The organism is Streptomyces sp. NBC_01197 (assembly GCF_036010505.1).
Taxonomy (GTDB): domain Bacteria; phylum Actinomycetota; class Actinomycetes; order Streptomycetales; family Streptomycetaceae; genus Streptomyces.
In genome coordinates this window covers 525,305-544,648 of the sequence record NZ_CP108569.1, presented here as the reverse complement: position 1 = coordinate 544,648, position 19,344 = coordinate 525,305, and the positions used below count along the sequence as shown (strand labels likewise).

General features: G+C 68.7%; 14 protein-coding genes. 4 read left to right on the top strand and 10 right to left on the bottom strand.

The window, feature by feature from the left end; genetic code table 11:
- Nucleotides 1–33: 33 nt before the first annotated feature.
- A complete protein-coding gene (locus OG452_RS02490) occupies nucleotides 34–1,116 on the bottom strand; it encodes an IS630 family transposase (RefSeq protein ID WP_327299484.1) in 1,083 nt (360 codons plus the stop codon).
- A 294-nt stretch (nucleotides 1,117–1,410) separates the two neighbouring features.
- On the opposite strand from OG452_RS02490, the gene OG452_RS02485 reads away from it, so the two are divergent.
- Nucleotides 1,411–5,229, top strand: coding sequence for a CARDB domain-containing protein (locus OG452_RS02485; RefSeq protein WP_327293937.1), 3,819 nt, complete (start codon nucleotides 1,411–1,413; stop codon nucleotides 5,227–5,229).
- Nucleotides 5,230–5,319: 90 nt separating this feature from the next.
- On the opposite strand, the gene OG452_RS02480 is transcribed toward OG452_RS02485, so the two are convergent.
- The 8 genes from OG452_RS02480 to OG452_RS02445 form a co-directional block, all read right to left on the bottom strand.
- Nucleotides 5,320–6,930, bottom strand: a complete 1,611-nt coding sequence (locus OG452_RS02480) for a glycoside hydrolase family 13 protein (RefSeq protein WP_327293936.1) — start codon at nucleotides 6,928–6,930, stop codon at nucleotides 5,320–5,322.
- A gap of 185 nt (nucleotides 6,931–7,115) precedes the next feature.
- Complete coding sequence (locus tag OG452_RS02475; RefSeq protein WP_327293935.1) at nucleotides 7,116–8,012, bottom strand: carbohydrate ABC transporter permease; 897 nt, start codon at nucleotides 8,010–8,012, stop codon at nucleotides 7,116–7,118.
- A gap of 13 nt (nucleotides 8,013–8,025) precedes the next feature.
- Nucleotides 8,026–9,000: a carbohydrate ABC transporter permease gene (locus OG452_RS02470; RefSeq protein WP_327293934.1), complete on the bottom strand. Its 975-nt coding sequence runs from the start codon at nucleotides 8,998–9,000 to the stop codon at nucleotides 8,026–8,028.
- Nucleotides 9,001–9,005: 5 nt separating this feature from the next.
- Nucleotides 9,006–10,364 (bottom strand): ABC transporter substrate-binding protein, encoded by a 1,359-nt coding sequence (locus OG452_RS02465; RefSeq protein ID WP_327293933.1) that lies wholly within the window; start codon nucleotides 10,362–10,364, stop codon nucleotides 9,006–9,008.
- A gap of 163 nt (nucleotides 10,365–10,527) precedes the next feature.
- Nucleotides 10,528–11,589 (bottom strand): LacI family DNA-binding transcriptional regulator, encoded by a 1,062-nt coding sequence (locus OG452_RS02460; RefSeq protein WP_327293932.1) that lies wholly within the window; start codon nucleotides 11,587–11,589, stop codon nucleotides 10,528–10,530.
- A 116-nt stretch (nucleotides 11,590–11,705) separates the two neighbouring features.
- On the bottom strand, nucleotides 11,706–12,242 hold the full coding sequence (locus OG452_RS02455) for a sigma-70 family RNA polymerase sigma factor (RefSeq protein WP_327299483.1): 537 nt from the start codon (nucleotides 12,240–12,242) through the stop codon (nucleotides 11,706–11,708).
- A gap of 178 nt (nucleotides 12,243–12,420) precedes the next feature.
- Nucleotides 12,421–12,882 (bottom strand): universal stress protein, encoded by a 462-nt coding sequence (locus tag OG452_RS02450; RefSeq protein WP_327293931.1) that lies wholly within the window; start codon nucleotides 12,880–12,882, stop codon nucleotides 12,421–12,423.
- 70 nt (nucleotides 12,883–12,952) lie between these two features.
- Nucleotides 12,953–13,720, bottom strand: a complete 768-nt coding sequence (locus OG452_RS02445) for a bestrophin-like domain (RefSeq protein WP_327293930.1) — start codon at nucleotides 13,718–13,720, stop codon at nucleotides 12,953–12,955.
- A gap of 890 nt (nucleotides 13,721–14,610) precedes the next feature.
- Here OG452_RS02445 and OG452_RS02440 point away from each other — a divergent pair.
- Nucleotides 14,611–15,423, top strand: a complete 813-nt coding sequence (locus OG452_RS02440; protein ID WP_327293929.1) for an SAM-dependent methyltransferase — start codon at nucleotides 14,611–14,613, stop codon at nucleotides 15,421–15,423.
- Complete coding sequence (locus OG452_RS02435) at nucleotides 15,420–17,603, top strand: putative bifunctional diguanylate cyclase/phosphodiesterase (protein ID WP_327293928.1); 2,184 nt, start codon at nucleotides 15,420–15,422, stop codon at nucleotides 17,601–17,603. Before OG452_RS02440 ends, OG452_RS02435 begins: the two co-directional genes overlap by 4 nt.
- Before the next feature lie 37 nt (nucleotides 17,604–17,640).
- Here the strand turns inward: OG452_RS02435 and OG452_RS02430 are convergent, their stop codons facing one another.
- Nucleotides 17,641–18,540, bottom strand: a complete 900-nt coding sequence (locus OG452_RS02430) for a LysR family transcriptional regulator (RefSeq protein ID WP_327293927.1) — start codon at nucleotides 18,538–18,540, stop codon at nucleotides 17,641–17,643.
- Nucleotides 18,541–18,638: 98 nt separating this feature from the next.
- On the opposite strand from OG452_RS02430, the gene OG452_RS02425 reads away from it, so the two are divergent.
- Nucleotides 18,639–19,343 carry a succinate dehydrogenase cytochrome b subunit gene (locus OG452_RS02425; RefSeq protein WP_327293926.1) on the top strand — a complete coding sequence of 235 codons (705 nt, stop codon included), beginning with the start codon at nucleotides 18,639–18,641 and terminating at the stop codon, nucleotides 19,341–19,343.
- The last annotated feature ends 1 nt before the right edge of the window (nucleotide 19,344 follow it).

The window sequence follows — 19,344 nt, the reverse complement described above, 5'->3', positions numbered from 1 at the left end:
CAGTTGAGAGCGCAAGAGGTTGACGAACCCTCGCTAGTGTTCTGAGTCAGGAATTCTGTTCAGATAGCTGGCGAGGCGTTCGAGGATTTCGTCTGCGGTCTTCGTCCAGATGTAGGGCTTTGGGTCGGTGTTCCAGGTGGCGATCCAGTTGCGGATGTCCTTCTCAAGGGCGTGGACGGATTTGTGGACGCCTCGCCGTATCTGCTTGTTGGTGAGTTCGGCGAACCATCGCTCGACGAGGTTGAGCCAGGACGAGCCGGTTGGTGTGAAGTGCAGGTGGAACCGGGGGTGGGCCAGCAGCCACTTCTTGATGGCGGGTGTCTTGTGGGTGGCGTAGTTGTCACAGACGAGGTGGACTTCCAGGTCGCCAGGCACCTCTTTGTCGAGCTTGACTAGGAACTTCTTGAATTCCTCGGCCCGGTGCCTGCGGTGCAGGGAGCTGATCACCTTGCCGGTGGCCACCTCGAGTGCGGCGAACAGCGTGGTGGTGCCGGCGCGGACGTAGTCATGGGTCGCCCGCTCGGGAACACCGGGCATCATCGGCAGCACCGGCTGCGACCGATCCAGGGCCTGGATCTGCGACTTCTCATCCACGCAGAACACCAACGCCCGTTCGGGCGGGTCCAAGTAGAGACCGACGACGTCGTGGACCTTGTCGACGAAGTACGGATCGGTTGACAGTTTGAAGGTCTCCGAGCGATGTGGCTGCAGGCCGAACGCCCGCCAGATCCGGGACACCGACGACTGAGACAGACCCATCTCTTTCGCCATCGACCGCGTCGACCAGTGTGTCGCGTTCTTCGGGGTGGATTCCAGCGTCCTGGTGACGACCGCGGCGACCTGGTCGTCCGTCACTGTCCTGGGGCCACCCGGACGTGGCATGTCACCCAGACCTGCGATTCGGTATTGCACGAATCGGGCCCGCCAGCGGCCCACCGCCTGTGGTGTGGAACCGAGTTGAGTAGCCACGTCCTTGTTGGAGGTGCCTTCGGCGCAGGCCAGGATGATCCGGCACCGCAATGCCCACGCCTGCGGCGTGGAACGGCGCCGCACCCACTCCTCAAGTGCGGCCCGTTCCTCATCCGACAGAGTCAACTCGGCCTTCGGCCGCCCCATCCGCGCCATATAACAAGCCTACACATATACGCGGAATTCCTGACTCGGTACACTAGAGCCTGACTTTGCCGTGCAACTATTCGATGCACTGGAGGGCGCGGGCGGTCAATCCGCCCTGCCGCAACCGTAGACCGCCCGATGCGGCTCTGGCATTCTTCAACAACTGAGCGCAAAAAATGGAGAGTTACTGTCTCGTTCGTTGACACTCCTCTGCTGGAAACCGCACAGATCCACGATCGACTCAGAGCCGCGCCTCGCCCCGTCCTCGCGGGCGAGCCCGAAGATCGAGGTTCCATGACCGGACCACACCTCAGATGGCGGGCCACCGCCGCCCTCGCGACCGCCGTCCTCGCGACGATAGGCCTTCCCGGCCACGCCCCAGCGGCCGCAGCCGCTTCCAACCCCGTGACATCGCATGCCGATCTCGCTCACGGGCACGAGCGCACCACCTCCCGCCGCTGGGTCCAGACGGATCTCGGTGCGACCCGGCGCATCGCCGAGGCCGTGCTGCGGCTGCCCGATGGCGGGCACACCACCAGCCGGCTGCTCCGGGTCCAGGGCAGCACCAACGGGCACGACTTCACCGATCTGAGCGACCCGCAGGTCCACCGGTTCACCACCGGCAACATGCACCGGGCCACCATCCCGCTCGGCGTCACCGCCACCCGGTACGTGCGCGTGCAGAGCGCCACGACGGCCGGGAAGCCCGCGGGACAGCTCCCACAGCTGGAGGTGTACGGCCCCGCGAAGGGCGACAACTCGCCGCCGACCGCTCCGGCGGGCGTGGTCCTGGGCCACAACTCCTCCGGCAGCGCGACTGTCTCCTGGAAGGAGGCGCACGACGACAACGGCGTCACCGCGTACGACGTCTACGCGAACGGCAGGCTGCGCACCAGCCTGCCCGCCACCGCGCGTTCGTACGTGGACCAGACCCCGGCCCGCGGCAAGGTCACGTACTTCGTGCGCGCCCGGGACGCCGTCGGCAACCAGTCCGCCGACAGCAAGACCCTGACCCGCGCCAAGCCCTCCGGTGACACCCAACGCCCCATCGCCCCGGCATCCCCCGCCCTCACCCCGCGCGCCCACGGCGAAGTCGCCCTCAGCTGGCAGGCGTCCACGGACAACGCCAAGGTGACCGGCTACGACGTCTACGCGAACGGCAAGCGCCTGGCGAGCACCGGCGCCGACCGGACCTCGTACCTGCTGACGCCGCAGGCCCACAAGACGGTCGCCTACGCGGTGCGTGCCAAGGACGCGGCAGGGAACGTCTCGCCGCCCAGTCCGGCCGTCACCCGCTCAGGCAGCGCGGACGCGGCCACCAACCTCGCCGTGGGCAAGCCGGTCAGCGCCTCTTCGGTGCAGCAGACTTACGTCGCGGCCAATGCCGACGACGACAACACGGGCACGTACTGGGAGGGCGCACCCGGTTCGTACCCCAATGCCTTGACGGTGAAGCTGGGCGCCAACGCCGACACCAGCGCCGTCGTGGTGAAGCTCAACCCCGACGGCGTCTGGTCGGCGCGCAGCCAGACCATTGAGGTCCTGGGCCGCGAGCAGGGCGCGAGTTCCCTGAGCACGCTCGTGGCGGCCAAGGACTACGCCTTCGACCCGGCGAGCGGGAACTCCGTCACCATCCCGGTGAGTGCCCGAGTCGCCGACGTACAGCTGAAGTTCACCGCGAACACGGGAGCCACGGGCGGGCAGGTCGCGGAGTTCCAGGTCCTCGGGACGCCCGCGCCCAACCCCGACCTGGAGATCACCGGGCTGACGGCCGCCCCGCAGAGCCCCGTCGAATCGGATGCCATCACCCTGTCGGCCACGGTCCACAACCGCGGCTCGGCCGCCGCGGCCGCCACCGGCGTGGCGTTCCAGCTGGGCGGGACCAAGGTAGCCACCACCGCGGTGGGCGCGCTCGCCGCGGGTGCCTCGCAGACGGTGAGCGCCGGTATCGGCACGCTCAGCGCGGGCAGCTACCCGTTGAGCGGGGTCGTCGACCCGGACAACAAGGTCATCGAGGAGAACGAGGGAAACAACACCTACAACAGCCCGACCCCCCTGGTCGTCAGGCCCGTTGACACCTCCGACCTGGTGGCCTCCCCGGTGAGCTGGACGCCCGCCGCTCCGGCCGCCGGTGACGGCGTCACGTTCTCCGTCGCCGTGAAGAACCAGGGCACGGTGGCATCCGCCTCCGGCAGCCACGGCATCACTCTGACCCTCACCGATGCCAACGGCAGCGTCGTCAAGACGTTCACCGGCTCCTACGGCGGGTCGATCGCGACGGGCGCCACCACGACCCCGGTCAGCCTCGGCAGCTGGACGGCCGCGAACGGCAAGTACACCGTGAAATGCGTCATCGCGGACGACGCCGACGAGATCCCGGGCAAGCGGGCCAACAACACCAGCTCCCAGCCGCTGTTCATCGGGCGGGGGGCCGACATGCCGTACGACATGTACGAGGCGGAGGACGGCGTTCTCGCGGGCGGTGCGAAGACCGTAGGCCCCAACCGGACGATCGGCGACCTCGCGGGCGAGGCCTCGGGACGCAAGGCCGTCACCCTCAACGACACGGGCGCCTCGGTGGAGTTCACCACGAAGGCGGACGCCAACACCCTGGTCACCCGCTTCTCGATGCCCGACTCGGCGGGCGGCGGCGGCACCAGCGACACGCTGGACGTCTACGTGGACGGCACGTTCCTGAAGGCGATCGACCTCACCTCGAAGTACGCCTGGCTGTACGGATCCGAGTCGGGCCCGGGCAACTCGCCGAGTGCGGGTCCCGCGCGGCACATCTACGACGAGGCGAACATCCAGTTGGGCCGCACCGTCCCCAAGGGCAGCAGGATCAAGCTGCAGAAGGACGCGGCCAACGGCTCGAAGTACGCGATCGACTTCGTGAGCCTCGAACAGGCCGCACAGATCCCCGACCTGGACCCGGCCGCCTATGCCGTGCCGACCGGATTCACGCAGGAGGACGTGCAGAACGCCCTGGACAGGGTGCGGATGGACACCACCGGCAAGCTGGTCGGCGTCTATCTGCCGGCCGGTGACTACCAGACGTCCAGCAAGTTCCAGGTCTACGGCAAGGCCGTCAAGATCCTGGGTGCGGGGCCCTGGTTCACCCGCTTCCACACCCCGGCGGACCAGGAGAACACGGATGCCGGCTTCCGGGCCGACAACACGGCCAACGGCTCGACGTTCGCGAACTTCTCGTTCTTCGGGAACTACACCTCGCGCATCGACGGTCCCGGCAAGGTCTTCGACTTCTCGAACGTGGCCGGCATGACCATCGACAACATCTGGAACGAGCACACGGTGTGCTTCTACTGGGGCGCCAACACCGACAACATGACCATCAGGAACTCCCGGATCCGCGACACCTTCGCCGACGGCGTCAACATGACCAACGGCTCCACCGACAACCACGTCGTCAACAACGAGGCGCGGGCCACCGGCGACGACTCCTTCGCCTTGTTCTCCGCGATCGACGCGGGTGGCGCGGACGAGAAGAACAACGTCTACGAGAACCTCACCACCCTGCTGACCTGGCGTGCCGCGGGAGTCGCCGTCTACGGCGGCTTCAACAACACCTTCCGGAACATCCGCATCGCGGACACTCTGGTCTACTCCGGAATCACCATCAGCTCGCTGGACTTCGGCTACCCGATGAACGGCTTCGGCACCGATCCCACGACCTTCGAGAACATCACCGTCGACCGCGCGGGCGGCCACTTCTGGAACGGCCAGACCTTCCCCGGCATCTGGCTCTTCTCCGCCTCCAAGGTGTTCCAGGGCATCCGCGTCAGCAACGTCGACATCCTCGACCCCACCTACAGCGGCATCATGTTCCAGACCAACTACGCAGGCGGCCAGCCGCAGTTCCCGATCAAGGACACCGTCCTCGACGACGTCTCCATCTCAGGAGCCCACAAGAGCGGCGACGAGTTCGACGCCAAGTCCGGCTTCGGCCTCTGGGCGAACGAGATGCCGGAGGCGGGTCAGGGCCCGGCGGTCGGCGAGGTCACCTTCAACTGCCTCAACCTCAGCGACAACGCGCAGGACATCAAGAACACCACCACCACATTCAAGATCATCAGGAATCCGTGCGGAAGCTGACGGCTGAGTAAGGAAGGAGGCGGTCGGACCGGGAGCTCCCGGTCCGACCGCCTCCTTCCTGCGCAACGGTTGCAGCGGTGAGAACCTGCCTCAGATCCGGAGCCACACCGCTGTGTCCTGCGGGAGCCGGCCTGTGTCGTCCAGGGGCCCGCTCTCCAGCAACACCTCCGCAGAGGCAGGGAGTTCAAACGCGGCGTCGCCCAGATTGACGAGACAAGCCAGGCCATCACCGCGGGTGAAGGCGAGCACCGCGGCGGGGGCGTCGAGCCACGTCATGGGGCCGTCGCCCAAGCCGGGCTCCATACGGCGCAGGGCCAGGGCCCTGCGGTAGAGCGTCAGCATCGAGCCGGGGTCGGCGGCCTGGACGTCGGCCGCGTAGGGCGCCCAGCCGTCGGGCTGTGGCAGCCAGGGCTCCGCTCGCGGGCAGAAGCCGTAGTTCGGGGCAGCCGCGACCCAGGGCAGCGGGGCCCGGCAGCCGTCGCGTCCCGGGTCGACGCCTCCCGAGCGGAAGTGCATCGGGTCCTGGATACGGTCCACCGGCAGCTCCGCCTCCGGCAGCCCCAGTTCCTCGCCCTGGTAGAGGTAGACCGCGCCCGGCAGCGCGAGCGTGAGCAGCGCCGCGGCGCGGGCCCTGCGGGTGCCGAGAGCGATATCGGTGGGTGTGCCGAAGCGCTTGGCGGCGAAGGCGAAGCCGGTGTCCCCGCGGCCATAGCGGGTGACGGTCCGGGTCACGTCGTGGTTGCACAGTACCCAGGTGGCCGGTGCCCCCACCGGAGCGTGGTCGGTGAGGGTGGCGTCGATGGAGCGCCGCAGCTCACCGGCGTCCCAACGGCGGGAAAGGAAGTCGAAGTTGAAGGCGGTATGCAGCTCGTCCGGGCGCAGGTAACGGGCGAAGCGCTCCGCGTCGGGCAGCCACACCTCACCGACGAAGATCGCGCCGTACTCGTCGGAGACAGCCCGCCAGGAGCGGTAAATGTCATGCAGGTCGTCGCGGTCGACGAACGGGTGCGGATCGTGGCCCTCGACGAAGTCGGGCAGCCGCGGATCCTTGGCGAGCAGGGCCGCGGAGTCGATCCGTACACCCGCCACGCCCCGTTCGAACCAGAAGCGCAGTACGTCCTCGTGTTCGCGGCGCACCTCCGGGTGGGCCCAGTTGAGGTCCGGCTGCTCGGGGGTGAACAGGTGCAGATACCACTCGCCGTCCGGCACTCGGGTCCACGACGGTGCCCCGGGGAACTCCGACGGCCAGTCGTTGGGCGGCAGTTCGCCGTGCTCGCCGCGTCCGGGGCGGAAGTGGAACAGCTCCCGCTCGGGGCTCCCTGGCCCTGCGGTAAGGGCCGCCCTGAACCATGGATGCTGGTCCGATACGTGGTTCGGCACGATGTCGATGATGGTGCGGATGCCCACCTCGCTTGCCTCGCTGATGAGTTTCTCAGCCTCGACGAGGGTGCCGAAGGCCGGGTCGATGCTGCGGTAGTCGGCCACGTCGTAACCGCCGTCGGCAAATGGTGAGAGGTACCAGGGTGTGAACCACAGGGCGTCGACGCCCAGCTCGGCGAGGTAGGGGAGCCGGGCGCGGACACCTGCCAGGTCGCCGGTGCCGTCCCCGTCGCCGTCCGCGAAGCTGCGTACGTAGATCTGGTATATGGCGGCGCTTCGCCACCAGTCGTCATCGGACGGTTCCTTGAGGCTGGCTTCCATGCGGCGCTTCCTTTCGGGCGTGGGCGGTCGCCCCCACAAGGGGTATGTGCGAGCAGGCCTGCGCGCCGCCGCCCCCGCGGCCGGACAGGACCTAGGCGGGAGGATGGGGGCGGCGGCGCGCGGGAGCAGTGAGACGGGACAGGAGGGGCGGCAGGGAACTACCGTGCGGGGGCTGTTCCCTGCGGCTACCCCTTTGTGCTGCCGGCGCTGATGCCGGCGATGATGTGCCGCTGGAACACCAGGAACAACGCGACCATCGGAATGCTGGCGAACACCATCGCCGCGATGAGCACGGTCAGCGGGATGTTCTGCGACAGCTGCACCAGAGCCACGCTGATCGGCTGCTTGTCGGTGTCGGAGAACACCATCAGCGGCCACAGGAAGTCCTGCCAGACGTTGACCAGCGCGAAGATCGACACGACGCCGAGCACGGGACGCGACATCGGCAGCACGATCGACCACAGGGTGCGCAGTCTGCCCGCCCCGTCGATCTGGGCGGCTTCGAGGACGTCTCCCGGCAGCTGGTCGAAGAACCGCTTGAGGAGATAGAGGTTGAACGCGTTGGCCACGGCGGGCAGCCAGATGGCGAGGGGGCTGTTGAGCAGGCTCGTGTGGAGCAGCGGCAGATCGGCGACGGTCAGGTACTTGGGTACGACCAGCGCCTGCGCGGGCACCATCAAGGTGGCCAGGATGCCGCCGAGTACGACCCTGCCGAAGACAGGCTTCAGCCGGGACAGCGCGTACGCGGCCGCCGTGCAGAACACCAGTTGCAGAACCCAGGCGCCGGCGGCCTGTACCACGGTGTTCATCAGGTGCCGTGGGAGGTCCATCAGGTTCCAGGCATCGGTGTACGAGGAGAGGTGCCACTTCTCCGGTACGAGACCGGGCGGCGTGCGCGTCACCTCGTCCGGGGACTTCATCGCGCTGGTGACCATCCAGTACACGGGGAAGAGGAAGGCGAGCGCGAAGCCGACGACGACCGCGCCGAACACGGTCCAGTAGGCCGCCTTGCCGCGTCGTTTGGACAGCGCGAGCGGGGAGACGAGGGTGCGCACGGCGTACCCGTCCTGCTTGGGAGGCATGGTCGCGCTCCTCTCAGTCGTCGCTGCGGGTGAGCCGCAGGTAGAGGGCGGAGAACGCGCTGAGCAGGACCAGGAGCATGACGCTCAGGGCGCAGGCTCCGCCGAAGTCCTGGTAGAGGAACGCGTACTTGTAGATGAGGTAGAGCACCGTGACGGTGGAGTCCTCCGGTCCTCCGCCGGTGATGACGAAGGGCTCCGTGAAGATCTGCATGGTGGCGATGATCTGCAGCAGCATCAGCATGAGGATGATGAACCGCGTCTGCGGGATCGTCACGTGCCGCACGCGCTGGAGCAGGTTCGCACCGTCGAGCTCCGCCGCCTCGTACAGCTCACCGGGGATGCTCTGCAGTGCCGCCAGGTAGATCAGGGCGGTGCCGCCCAGGTTGGCCCACGTGGCCACGATGACCAGCGAGACGAGCGCGGTGTCCGAGCCGTTGGACCAGTTGGAGGTCGGCAGGTGAAGGAAGCGCAGTGCTTCGTTGGCCAGCCCCGAGCCCGGGTCGTAGAACCACTTCCACAGCAGCGAGCTGACCACCGGCGGGATCATCACGGGCAGGTAGACGACCACCCGGAAGAAGGCGCGTGCGTGGCGCAGCTCGTTGAGCACCACCGCCATGAGGAACGGTACGGCGAAGCCGATGGCAAGGGCGAGCAGGGTGAAGGTGAGGGTGTTCTTCCAGGCCGCGGTGAACTCCGGGTCGTGGAAGACCTGCGTGAAGTTGTCGGTGCCCACCCAATGGGGCGGGGAGCCCGGTGTGTACTTCTGGAACGCGATGACCACCGCGCGAACGGCCGGGTACCAGGAGAACAGGGCGAAGCAGAGCAGTCCGCCGAGCAGGAAGGCGTAGGCCCGCGACTGCTCGGCCAGCTTCTGGCGCCAGGCCGGTCCGCCGCCCCGGCGGCCGGCCGCGCCCGGCTCGGGGCGGAAGGGCGGCGCGGCGGCGGACCTCGGAGGAGGGACGGCCGCGTCTCGGGATGCGGTCTTCATGACCGTCAGCCCCGGGCGAGGATGCCGTCGATCTTGCCGGACGCGTCCTTGAGCAGCTGGTCGATATCGGCGTCCTGTTTCGTCAGGACGGCGGACACCGCGGCGTCGAGCACGGAGTAGATCTGCTGGGCCTTCGCCGGCTCGATGTCCTGCTTGAGCTTGGTGTTGCCGTCGAGGAACGACTCGTAGTTCTTCACCGGCACGTTCGCGTACTTCTTCTTCAGCTGCTGGTCCTCGGCGTCGGTGGCTCCGGTGAACAGGCGGGGCTCGGGCAGGCCGACCGGGTCGTTCTTCCTGGCCGTGCGCTGGTAGTTGTTCATGTAGCCGCGGCCCGGTGTGAGGAAGGTGTACTCAAGCCACTTGAGACCGGCCTTGATCTGGGCGGGGCTGTCCTTCTTGCTGAACATGTAGCCGTCGCCGCCGGCCAGGGTGCCCTGCCCGCCCGGCATCGGGCCGAGCGCCAGATCCTTGTAGTTGCCGCCCTTCTCCTTGACCAGGATCGGGATGTTGTCGGGTGCGGCAAGGTACATGCCGAGCCGTCCGGAGCCCATCATCTGCTGCACGTCGTTGAGGATCAGCAGCTGCTTGCTGCCCATCGAGTTGTCGGACCAGCGCATGTCCTTGAGGCTCTGCAGGACCGCGCGCCCCTGCGCGGTATCGACGGTGGCCTTCTTGCCGTCGTCGCTGACCACGCTGGAGCCACGCGAGTACATCTCAGCCGTGAAGTGCCAACCGCCCTGGTTCTGCGCGCTGTAGTCGGCGTAACCGACGGCGCCATGACCCAGGGCTGCGATCTTCTTGGCGTCGGCCCGCACCTCGTCCCAGGTGGGCGGGGGCTTGTCCGGGTCGAGCCCGGCCTGAGCGAAGAGCTTCTTGTTGTAGAGGAGGCCCATCGAGTAGTTGGTGCGCGGAACCCCGTAGACCTTGCCGTCGACGGTGTAGACGTCGCGCAGCGACTTCCGGATGTCCTGGTACCCCTTGAGGTCTTTGACGTACGACGTGATGTCGGCGGCCTGGTTGATGTCGACGACGTGCTTGGCGTCGGTGAAGTACGTGTAGAAGACGTCCTCCATCTGTCCGCCCGCCAGCTTGGCGTCAAAGGTCTTGGGGTCCTGACACGGGAAGGCGTCATGGGCCGCGACATCGATGTCGGGGTGGGTCTTCCTGAAGGACGCCAGGTCCGCCTGGAAGTTCGTCCGGTCGGTCCTGGAGGACTTCGGCGGCATGCAGTTCACCGTGATGCGGGTCCTCCCGCCGCTCCCGCTCGAACCGCTGTCGGAGGAACTGCAGGCGGCGAGCCCGGCGAGGGCGAGGCTGGCGGCTATCGCGGCTGTACATGTGCGGCGGAACCCGTAACTTCTCATCGGTGGACCCCTTTTGGCCATGAGCGTGGGACGCCTACAGCTGCTCGCTGTCCGGCGCCGCACACTCAACCACCAACCGCGAACGGCCGCAATAACTCACGCCAATTACGTAAGTTCTCGACAATGGGTTGCAGGGGTCGGACGGGAGGGAGTTCGCCCGGGGTCAGTCCTGGGAGAGGGAGGGAGCCATGACGGGGGTGGCGTTCCCGGTGCCGGCCCTGCCGGGAGCCTGCCCGGTAGATCCCCGCACCACCAGCTCCGGTTCGAAGAGCAGCTCGTCGGAGGTGACCGCGCCCCCGGCGATCTGCGCGCCGAGCAGCTCGACGGCCGCCTTGCCCATGGCCTCGATGGGCTGGCGCACAGTGGTGAGCGGGGGATCGGTGCAGTTCATGAAGGCGGAGTCGTCGTAGCCGACGACCGAGATGTCCCGCGGTACGGCGAGGCCGCGGCGCCTGGCGGCGCGCACGGTACCCAGGGCCATCGGATCGCTCGCGCAGATGATGCCCGTGACACCGCGGTCCAGGAGACGGGCCGCGGCGGCCTGCCCGCCTTCGATCGAGTACATGGCCCGCACGACATGCTCATCCGGCAGCTCCCGCCCCGAGGCCAGGGCCGCACCGCGCGCGGCGAGCAGTTTGCGCTGCGAGGGCACGTGGTCCGCGGGACCGAGCACCAGGCCGATACGCTCATGGCCCAGCGAGACGAGATGGCGCCAGGCCTGTTCGACGGCGACCGCGTCGTCGCACGAGACGGTGGGGAAGCCAAGGTCTCCTATCGCGGCGTTGACGAGCACTACGGGGATCCGGCGGTCGGCGAGCAGCTTGTAGTGGTCGTGCGGGGCCCGGGCCTGGGCGTAGAGCCCACCGGCGAACACCACCCCCGACACCTGCTGCTGGAGCAGCAGCGACACGTAATCCGCCTCGGAGACACCGCCCTTGGTCTGCGTGCACAGCACCGGGGTCAGTCCTTGCTGGGCGAGGGCGCCGCCGATGACCTCGGCGAATGCTGGGAAGATCGGATTCTGCAGCTCGGGCAGGACGAGGCCGACGAGCCGGGCTCGCTCGCCGCGCAACTGGGTGGGGCGCTCGTACCCCAGTACGTCGAGCGCCGTGAGCACGGACTGCCGAGTGGCCTCGGACACCCCGGGCTTGTTGTTGAGCACCCGGCTGACCGTGGCCTCGCTGACTCCAACCTTCTTGGCAACTTGAGAGAGTCGTCGCGTCATGAGCGCAAGAGTAATGCAAAAGTTGTCGATATTTTGCTGAGCGAGCTACCCCCCTTAGCCAGTGGCTTCCGGCGGACCGGGGGTTCGGCATCCGGCAGGCTCGGCTTCACGGAGGCTCAGCGGACCCCGTCCGGATAGCCGGGCAGGCTGCGGCCCAGGGCGCGCAGGGCGTAGTACGAACGGGACTTGACGGTCCCCGCCGGAATCCCGAGCGCCGAAGCGGCCTCGGGCACACTCAGCCCGCGGAAGTAGAGCTGCACCAGCACATCCCGGTGTTCGGGGCTCAGGGTCCGTACGGCCTCACGGACATCGAGGGCGGCCGCCGACCGCTCGGCGGGATCGCCGTGCGCGGCGGTGGAGTCCAGGAACCGGACGCTCACCTCGGCCGGGCGCGCCAGCCGGGATCTGCGGGCGTCGATGGCCAGCCGCCGGCCCACCGTGAACAGCCAGGGCCGTATCGACTCGTACGGCCCCTCGAAGGCCTCGGGGTGCTGCCAGGCGCGCACCAGGGTCTCCTGTACCAGGTCCTCGGCGCGCTGCCGGTCGCCGTATGTCAGGCGCAGCAGGAACTGCAGCAGCGCGCCGCCGTGGCTGCGCTGGAGCTCAACGAGGTCCCGCTCGTCCGTGCCGCGGCGGGTCTGGGTGGAGGTCACCTCCGTATACGAGCGCAGCACGGCGGGCAGGGACAGCGACCGGGCGCCGCTCTGCGGCGAGCGGTTGAACGGTGCGACGAGCGGCACGGTGAGCGGTCGGCGGCGAGAGCGCGTGCCGGGTGTCGCGAGCCGGGCGCGACTCTGCGGACACGGGCTACGGCACGACTGCGGACACGGCCTACGGCACGACGGTGACCGGCCAGCGGCCGGCCTTGACCAGCCGGACGGCCACCGATCCGATGATCCGGTGGCCGGCGGACTCGGATGCCCCGACCACCACGGCGTCCGCCTTGAGCTCGTCGGCCGCGGTGACCAGACCGTTGTACGGATCACCGCGGAAGGTGTGGAACTCCCAGCGCACGGCGAATATCTCCTTGACCCGCTCGGTCGCGGTCCGGATCTCGGCGACCAGTGCCTCGGCGATCTCCCCGGTGGTCTCCCCGACAGGGGCCCCGAGGGACACCCCGCCGGAGAGCACCGGCTGCACGTACACGATGGCGAGCAGCGCGTTCTGCCGCCGGGCGAGCCCCGCTGCGTACGCGGCGGCCCGCAGCGACGGCTGCGATCCGTCGATCCCGACCACGATCACCTTGGGACCGTCTGTACCGCGTTCGAACTGGTGAGGCTGCTGATCTGTCACGCCGAGAGGTTATCGCTCCGGCGTTCGGGCTCCTATTTCGGAGGTTCCAGAGGCCTCCGCGCCTCCGGGGCTATTTCGAGGCGTGCGGGAAGAGATCGAGGAACGGCCCGGCCGTGGCGGAGATGACACCCCGGCCGAATGGCGCGTCGAAGTCCCAGATCAGGAACAGCAGGAAGGCGATCAGCGCACTGAAGAGCCCGGCGAGCAGCAACTCCTTCGGGGAGCGCCGGATCTGCAGGGTGAAGATCAGCCCGACGGTGATCACCGCACCGGTGATCAGGCCGAACCAGACCACCCCCGGCATCGTCGCCTGCGCGCTCTGCGACCGTGAACTGCGGGCGTCGTCGGCCGCGGCCACCTGGTCGACCAGGGGCTGGTAGGCCTGGCCCTCGTGATCGTTCGCAGGCTTGTAGTCGGTGACGTCCCGGCGTACCTGGCCGAGGAGTCGGGCACCCCGGTCGGTGAGGTCGCCGTGCTCGCTCATGTGCTTCCACTCGGTGTCCAGAACGTAACTGACATAGGTCTCCACATCGTTATGGATGCGCTGATGGACTGCGGGCGGGTAGACGGCCGAGCGGGCGTCGACCTCGTGCAGGGCCTGAGCCTCCATGCGTACGGATTCCTGGGCGGCGCCGCGGCCCTCCCAGACGCCTGCGATGGCCAGGCCCAGCACGATCGCGTAGATCACGCCGATCATCATCGTCATGTACTCGATGACGTCGGGCGTCTCGGACGGGTCGTCGTCATCGGGGATCCGGCGGTTGCTGAGCAGGGTGATGGTCAGGACGACGGCGCAGGCGGCCGCCATCGCGAGAGTGAGAACAAGCCATTCCGACACGGGTGTCTCCGTCGTTCAGCGGGCGGATCAGCGGGAGGAGCGCGGGCGCAGCACGGCCACGGCGAAGACGGCGGGAGCCATCACCAGAAGCATCAGCGTGACGATGGGCGGCCCGGTGTGCGGCTTCTTCCGCACGGGGGCCTTGTACGCCGGGAGGGCCACGGGCTTCGGCGCGGGTGGTCGCGGACGTACGGACGGCTTCGCTGGTACGGGCCGTGGTGCGGGGGCCGGCGGTGGCGCCGGGGCCGGCGCTCGGTGCTGGACGGGCGGCGGGTGGTACACGGGCCGTGGCGGGGGAGGCGGGGGCGGCGGGGGTGGCGGTTTCGGCTTCGGCTTCGGTGGTGGCGGGGGCTTCGGCTTGTGGGTGTGCTCCGCCGTACAGCTGCTGCTCCCGCCGATGGCGACCGCTCTGCCCGAAACGGCTTGGCCCGACTGGGAGATGGAGGCGTAGGAGCAGTCCGAAGCCACTGCGGGCACGGGTATCAGCGGCAACCAGAGGAGGCCCGCCACCGCCAGCAGCCGGCCGGTGAACGGAACGAGCGTCCGCGGCGATCGGTACATGCCGAGCAGCATGATCCGCCCGGCGCGGCAGCACTCGGGCGTTGTCGCCGATTCGCCGGAAGGGGGGATATCTGCGTCTTTGTGTTTGAGCCGCCCATCTCACTTGTCACCCGCGGGAATTGCCGCGGAGGACGGTGCTTACGATGGGCTCCGCCACGCTCGCATGGAGCGCGCGGCGGCAGGCCGGAAGCACTTGCCAGCGGTATGTGACCAATAACGGACCGCCAATTTCCGTTTTTGCTCGCTCTCTTGCCGGGTGGTCAGTAGATTCGGCCCCCACAGTGGCCATGGACAATGGCCGACCGTCGTGCCGACTGTTGGAGACATTGATGGAGCGTCCTGCCTGGGCCCCGCAGGGCATCGATCTTTCGGTGCCGAGCGTGTCGCGGATCTACGACTACTACTTGGGCGGTTCGCACAATTTCGAGGTGGACCGCGAGGCCGCCCGCAAAGCCATGGAGTTCATGCCGGGACTTCCCAAGGTGATGCAGGCGAACCGGGCGTTCATGCGCCGTGCGGTGCGGTTCGCCGTGGAACGGGGAATCACACAGTTTCTCGACATCGGCTCCGGCATACCGACCTTCGGGAATGTGCACGAGGTCGCCCAGGCCGTCGACCCCGGCTCCCGGGTGGTGTACGTCGACCACGACCCGGTCGCCGTCGCCCACAGCAAGGCCGTGCTCGAAGGCAACGATCTGACCGCGGTGGCCGCCGCAGACCTGCGCAAACCCCACGAGATCCTCGACTCCCCGGAGGTCGCGGCCGTACTCGACCTCGACCAGCCGGTGGCGCTGCTGCTGGTGGCCGTACTCCACTTCATCGAGGACGCCGACGACCCGTACACGGCCGTCGCCACGCTCCGCGACGCCCTCGCGCCCGGCAGCCTGCTGATCCTCACCCACGCGTCGTACGAGCGGATGGCCGTCCCGCAGGAGCAGGCGGGCGGTGCGGTCGGCGTCTACCGCAGCATCCGCAACCCGCTGGTGATGCGCTCGGGCGAGGAGGTCGCCCGGTTCTTCGACGGGTACGAACTCGTACAGCCCGGACTGGTCGCCATGCCGGAGTGGCGGCCGGACACCCCGGTTGACCAGGAGGACCCGTACGCCTTCGCGGGTGTCGTGGGAGTGGGACTCAGGCCGTGAACCCGCCGAGGCAGAAGTCGGCGTCCGCGGCCGACCAGGACAGCCCCGAGGACAGAGTCGGCCGCTTCGCGACCATCTGGAGCCGGGCCATCTTCCCGTCCACCGCCACCTCGCTGACCAGGCCGGAGTTCGAGCAGCACCTGCTGCCGCTCGCTCGTGGCCTCAACGAAGCGCTGCACGCCTGGCCCTTCGACCCGGCGCCCGCGCACCGGGTCGGCGGTGATCTGGTGGCCGCCCACTGCACCGACCCCGACGCCCTCAGCCGGACTCTCGGGGTGGTCGACTCGTATCTGGTGCTCTACTGCGGTGCGCGGGACACCGGACCCGACCTGACCGCCGAGGAGATGCGCAACCGCTGCGCCCGCCTCCAGCACTCCCTGGCCGCCGGGTTCGCCCAGGCGCTGCGCGAGCGCACCCTCGCGGAGCAGGAGGCCATCGCCCGCTCGGCGCTCTCCGCGCGCAGCGCGGCCGAGAAGGCGCTGCACGTCACCGAGACGCGCTTCCGCGCGGTGTTCGAGGACGCGGCGGTCGGCATCGGCATCGCCGACCTGGACGGCAACATTCTGGAGATCAACTCGGCCCTGCTGCGGATGTTCGGCGGGGTCGACCACCATGTGCGCAGCCGCAAGGTCAACGAGTGGGTGCACCCCGACGACGCCCCGCAGGTCTGGCGGCTGCACGCCGAGCTGGTGCGCGGCGACCGTGAGCACTACCGGGTCGAGAAGCCGTACTACCGCAACGACGGCACCGTCCTGTGGACCAATCTCACGGTGTCGCTGCTGCGGGACGCGGAAGGCAGGCCGCAGTACCAGCTGGCGCTCATCGAGGACACCACCGAGCGGCGGCTGCTCAATCTGCGGCTGCGGTACGAGGCGACGCACGACGCGCTGACCGGACTGCCCAACCGAACCCTCTTCTTCGAGCGGCTGGACAAGGCGGTCACCGCGCCGGGCCGGACGCGCTTCGGCCTCTGCTATCTGGACCTCGACGGTTTTAAGGCGATCAACGACAGCCTCGGGCACTCGGCGGGCGACCGGATGCTGGTCGAGGTCGCCGACCGGCTGCAGAGCTGCGCGACGGCGTCGGGCGAGATGGTGGCCCGGCTCGGCGGTGACGAGTTCGTCGCGCTCACCACGGGGTACGAGTCCGCCGACGAGGTCGAGGAGCTGGCCGTACGCATCCTGTCGGTGCTGGCGGCGCCCATCCGGATCGACGGCCGCGAGCTGACCGTCCGGGGGAGCATCGGGGTGGTCGAGGGGCTGTCCGGAACGCAGAGCGCGGCCGAGGTGCTGCGCAGCGCCGACATCACGATGTACCGGGCGAAGGCCGCGGGCGGCAACCGCTTCCAGCTGGCCGACGCCGAGGCGGACGCCCGCGCCATCACCCGGCACGGGCTCACCACCGCGCTGCCCGCGGCCCTGGAGCGCGGTGAGTTCTTCATCGAGTACCAGCCGCTGGTGCACCTCGGTGACGGCACCGTGCACGGGGCGGAGGCGCTGGTGCGCTGGTCGCATCCGCAGCACGGGATACTCGGGCCCGACCGGTTCATCTCGCTCGCCGAGCACACCGGACTGATCGTGCCGCTCGGACGCTGGGTGCTTGAGGAGTCCGTACGGCAGGCGAGGGGCTGGCAGCAGCTGCACCCCGCGCACAGCGACGGCGGCCCGCTGCGGATCAATGTGAACCTCTCGCCGACCCAGCTCTACCACCCGGGGCTCGTCGCCGACACGGTGGCGGTCCTGGAGCGCACCGGCCTCGATCCGGGCGCCCTCTGCCTGGAGGTCACCGAGTCGGCGCTGATCGGCGCCGACGACGATCTGCTGAAGCCGCTGCGGGAACTGGCCGACATGGGCGTGGACATCGCGCTCGACGACTTCGGCACCGGCTACTCCAACCTCGCCAATCTGCGCAGACTGCCGGTGAGCGTGCTGAAGCTGGACCGGTCGTTCACGCGGTCGATGCAGCAGCATCCCGCCGACCCGGTCGACCTCAAGATCGTCGAGGGGATCGTCGCGCTGGCGCACAGCCTGGAGCTGGCGGTCACCGTCGAGGGCGTGGAGACCGGGGCGCAGGCCGACCAGCTGAAGGAGCTGGGCTGCGACACGGCCCAGGGCTGGTACTACGCGCGGCCGGGCGCACCCGACCGGATTCACACCCTGTCGCTGGCCGACGCGGTGTGACGCGGCCGGGCCGCGGCCCGGCGCGGCCCGGCGCCGCTCATTGATCCAGGCCGGCCGGCCGTGCGCCGCTCAGCAGGACGTCCTGAAGGACCCGGGCGGCACGCGGCGGCGCCACATCGCTGCGGTGGGCCAGCGCGATCGTACGGCGCAGACCGGGCCGGGCCAGCGGGGTGACCCGCAGCCCGTGCCCGGCCCGTGCCGCGATCATGCTGGGCACGACCGCGATGCCGAGCCCGGCCCGTACGAAGCCGAGCACGGCGTCCATCTCGCCGCCCTCGACGGTGAAGTACGGCTCGAACCCCTTGGCACGGCAGGCCGACAGTGTGAGGTCCCGCAGGTCGTAGCCGTGCCGGAACATCACCATCGGCTCGCCCTCCAGATCGGTGATCCGCAGGGGTGAGCGCGGCGCGGTGGCCGCGGGTGACGAGACGACGACCAGGTCCTCGTGGAGCAGTTCGACGGTGGTGAGAGCCGGGGACGGGGTGGGCAGCGGCAGGACGACCAGCGCGAGGTCGAGCGCGCCGCGCGCCAGCTCCCGTACGAGGTCGTGCGAGCCGCCCTCCTCGATCACCAGCTGAATGCCGGGGTGCCGGTCGTGAAAGGTGCGCAGGACATCGGGGAGCAGTCCGGTGCAGAGGCTGGGCGTCGCGCCGAGACGTACCCGGCCGCGCCTCAGCTGGGCCAGCTCCTGCACCTCGTGGCGGGCCGTCTCGGCGTCGGCGAGGATCCGCCGGGCGAGCGGCAGCAGCGTCTCGCCGGCGTCGGTGAGGGCGATGTTCCCCCGGGCCCTGCTGAACAGCTCGGCGCCCAGTTCCTTCTCCAGCGCCCTGATCTGCTGGGAGAGCGAGGGCTGGGCGACATGCAGCTCCTCGGCGGCGCGGGTGAAGTGGCGGGTCTCGGCGACGGCGACGAAGTAGCCGAGCTGCTGGAGCTGCATGTCTCCGACGATAGCCGACCACAATAGCCAACACCTATGGAGATGAGCTGTTTCATGTCTTGGACCTCTGGCCACCCGGAGCCGTAACGTCTTCTGACATGGCACTGGCAACAAAGACGGACCAACGGCCTTCCATGGCGCGATCGGTCTGGGGATCGACCGTGGGCAAGAAGACGATCATGGCCGTGAGCGGTCTGATCATGCTGCTGTACCTGGTCGTCCATATGCTGGGGAACCTCAAGATCTTCTTCGGCTCCGGGCAGTTCAACAGCTACGCGCACTGGCTGCGCACCATCGGCGAGCCCTTCCTGCACTACGAGTGGGCGCTCTGGATCATCCGCGTCGTGCTCGTCGCAGCGGTGGTGCTGCACGCGGTCTGCGCCTACCAGCTCAGCCGCCGCGATCTGCGGGCCCGCCCGGTCGCGTACGCACACAAGCGCCCGCGCGCCAGCTACGCCACCCGCACCATGCGCTGGGGCGGCATCATCATCGTGCTGTTCATCGTGTGGCACCTGCTGGACTTCACCACCCTCACCGTCAACAACAACGCCCAGCCCGGGCACCCGTACGAGAACGTCGTGGCGACGTTCCACACCTGGTACGGCGACGTCATCTACATCGTCGCGATGGTCGCGCTCGGCCTGCACATCAGGCACGGCTTCTGGAGCGCGGCACAGACACTCGGCGCGGGGAAAGCCACCCGCGACCGGGCGCTGAAGGCCATCGCCAACATCCTCGCGCTGGTACTGACGGTGGGCTTCATCTCGGTACCCGTCGCCGTCATGACCGGAGTCGTGAGCTGAC

Excerpts from the sequence above, each read along its gene's own strand:
- OG452_RS02475 (WP_327293935.1), bottom strand. The coding sequence starts at position 8,012 with ATGCCTCCCAAGCAGGACGGGTACGCCGTGCGCACCCTCGTCTCCCCG.
- OG452_RS02465 (WP_327293933.1), bottom strand. The coding sequence starts at position 10,364 with ATGAGAAGTTACGGGTTCCGCCGCACATGTACAGCCGCGATAGCCGCC.
- OG452_RS02490 (WP_327299484.1), bottom strand. The coding sequence starts at position 1,116 with ATGGGGCGGCCGAAGGCCGAGTTGACTCTGTCGGATGAGGAACGGGCC.
- OG452_RS02430 (WP_327293927.1), bottom strand. The coding sequence starts at position 18,540 with ATGCAGCTCCAGCAGCTCGGCTACTTCGTCGCCGTCGCCGAGACCCGC.
- OG452_RS02470 (WP_327293934.1), bottom strand. The coding sequence starts at position 9,000 with ATGAAGACCGCATCCCGAGACGCGGCCGTCCCTCCTCCGAGGTCCGCC.
- OG452_RS02425 (WP_327293926.1), top strand. The coding sequence starts at position 18,639 with ATGGCACTGGCAACAAAGACGGACCAACGGCCTTCCATGGCGCGATCG.
- OG452_RS02485 (WP_327293937.1), top strand. The coding sequence starts at position 1,411 with ATGACCGGACCACACCTCAGATGGCGGGCCACCGCCGCCCTCGCGACC.
- OG452_RS02480 (WP_327293936.1), bottom strand. The coding sequence starts at position 6,930 with ATGGAAGCCAGCCTCAAGGAACCGTCCGATGACGACTGGTGGCGAAGC.
- OG452_RS02440 (WP_327293929.1), top strand. The coding sequence starts at position 14,611 with ATGGAGCGTCCTGCCTGGGCCCCGCAGGGCATCGATCTTTCGGTGCCG.
- OG452_RS02460 (WP_327293932.1), bottom strand. The coding sequence starts at position 11,589 with ATGACGCGACGACTCTCTCAAGTTGCCAAGAAGGTTGGAGTCAGCGAG.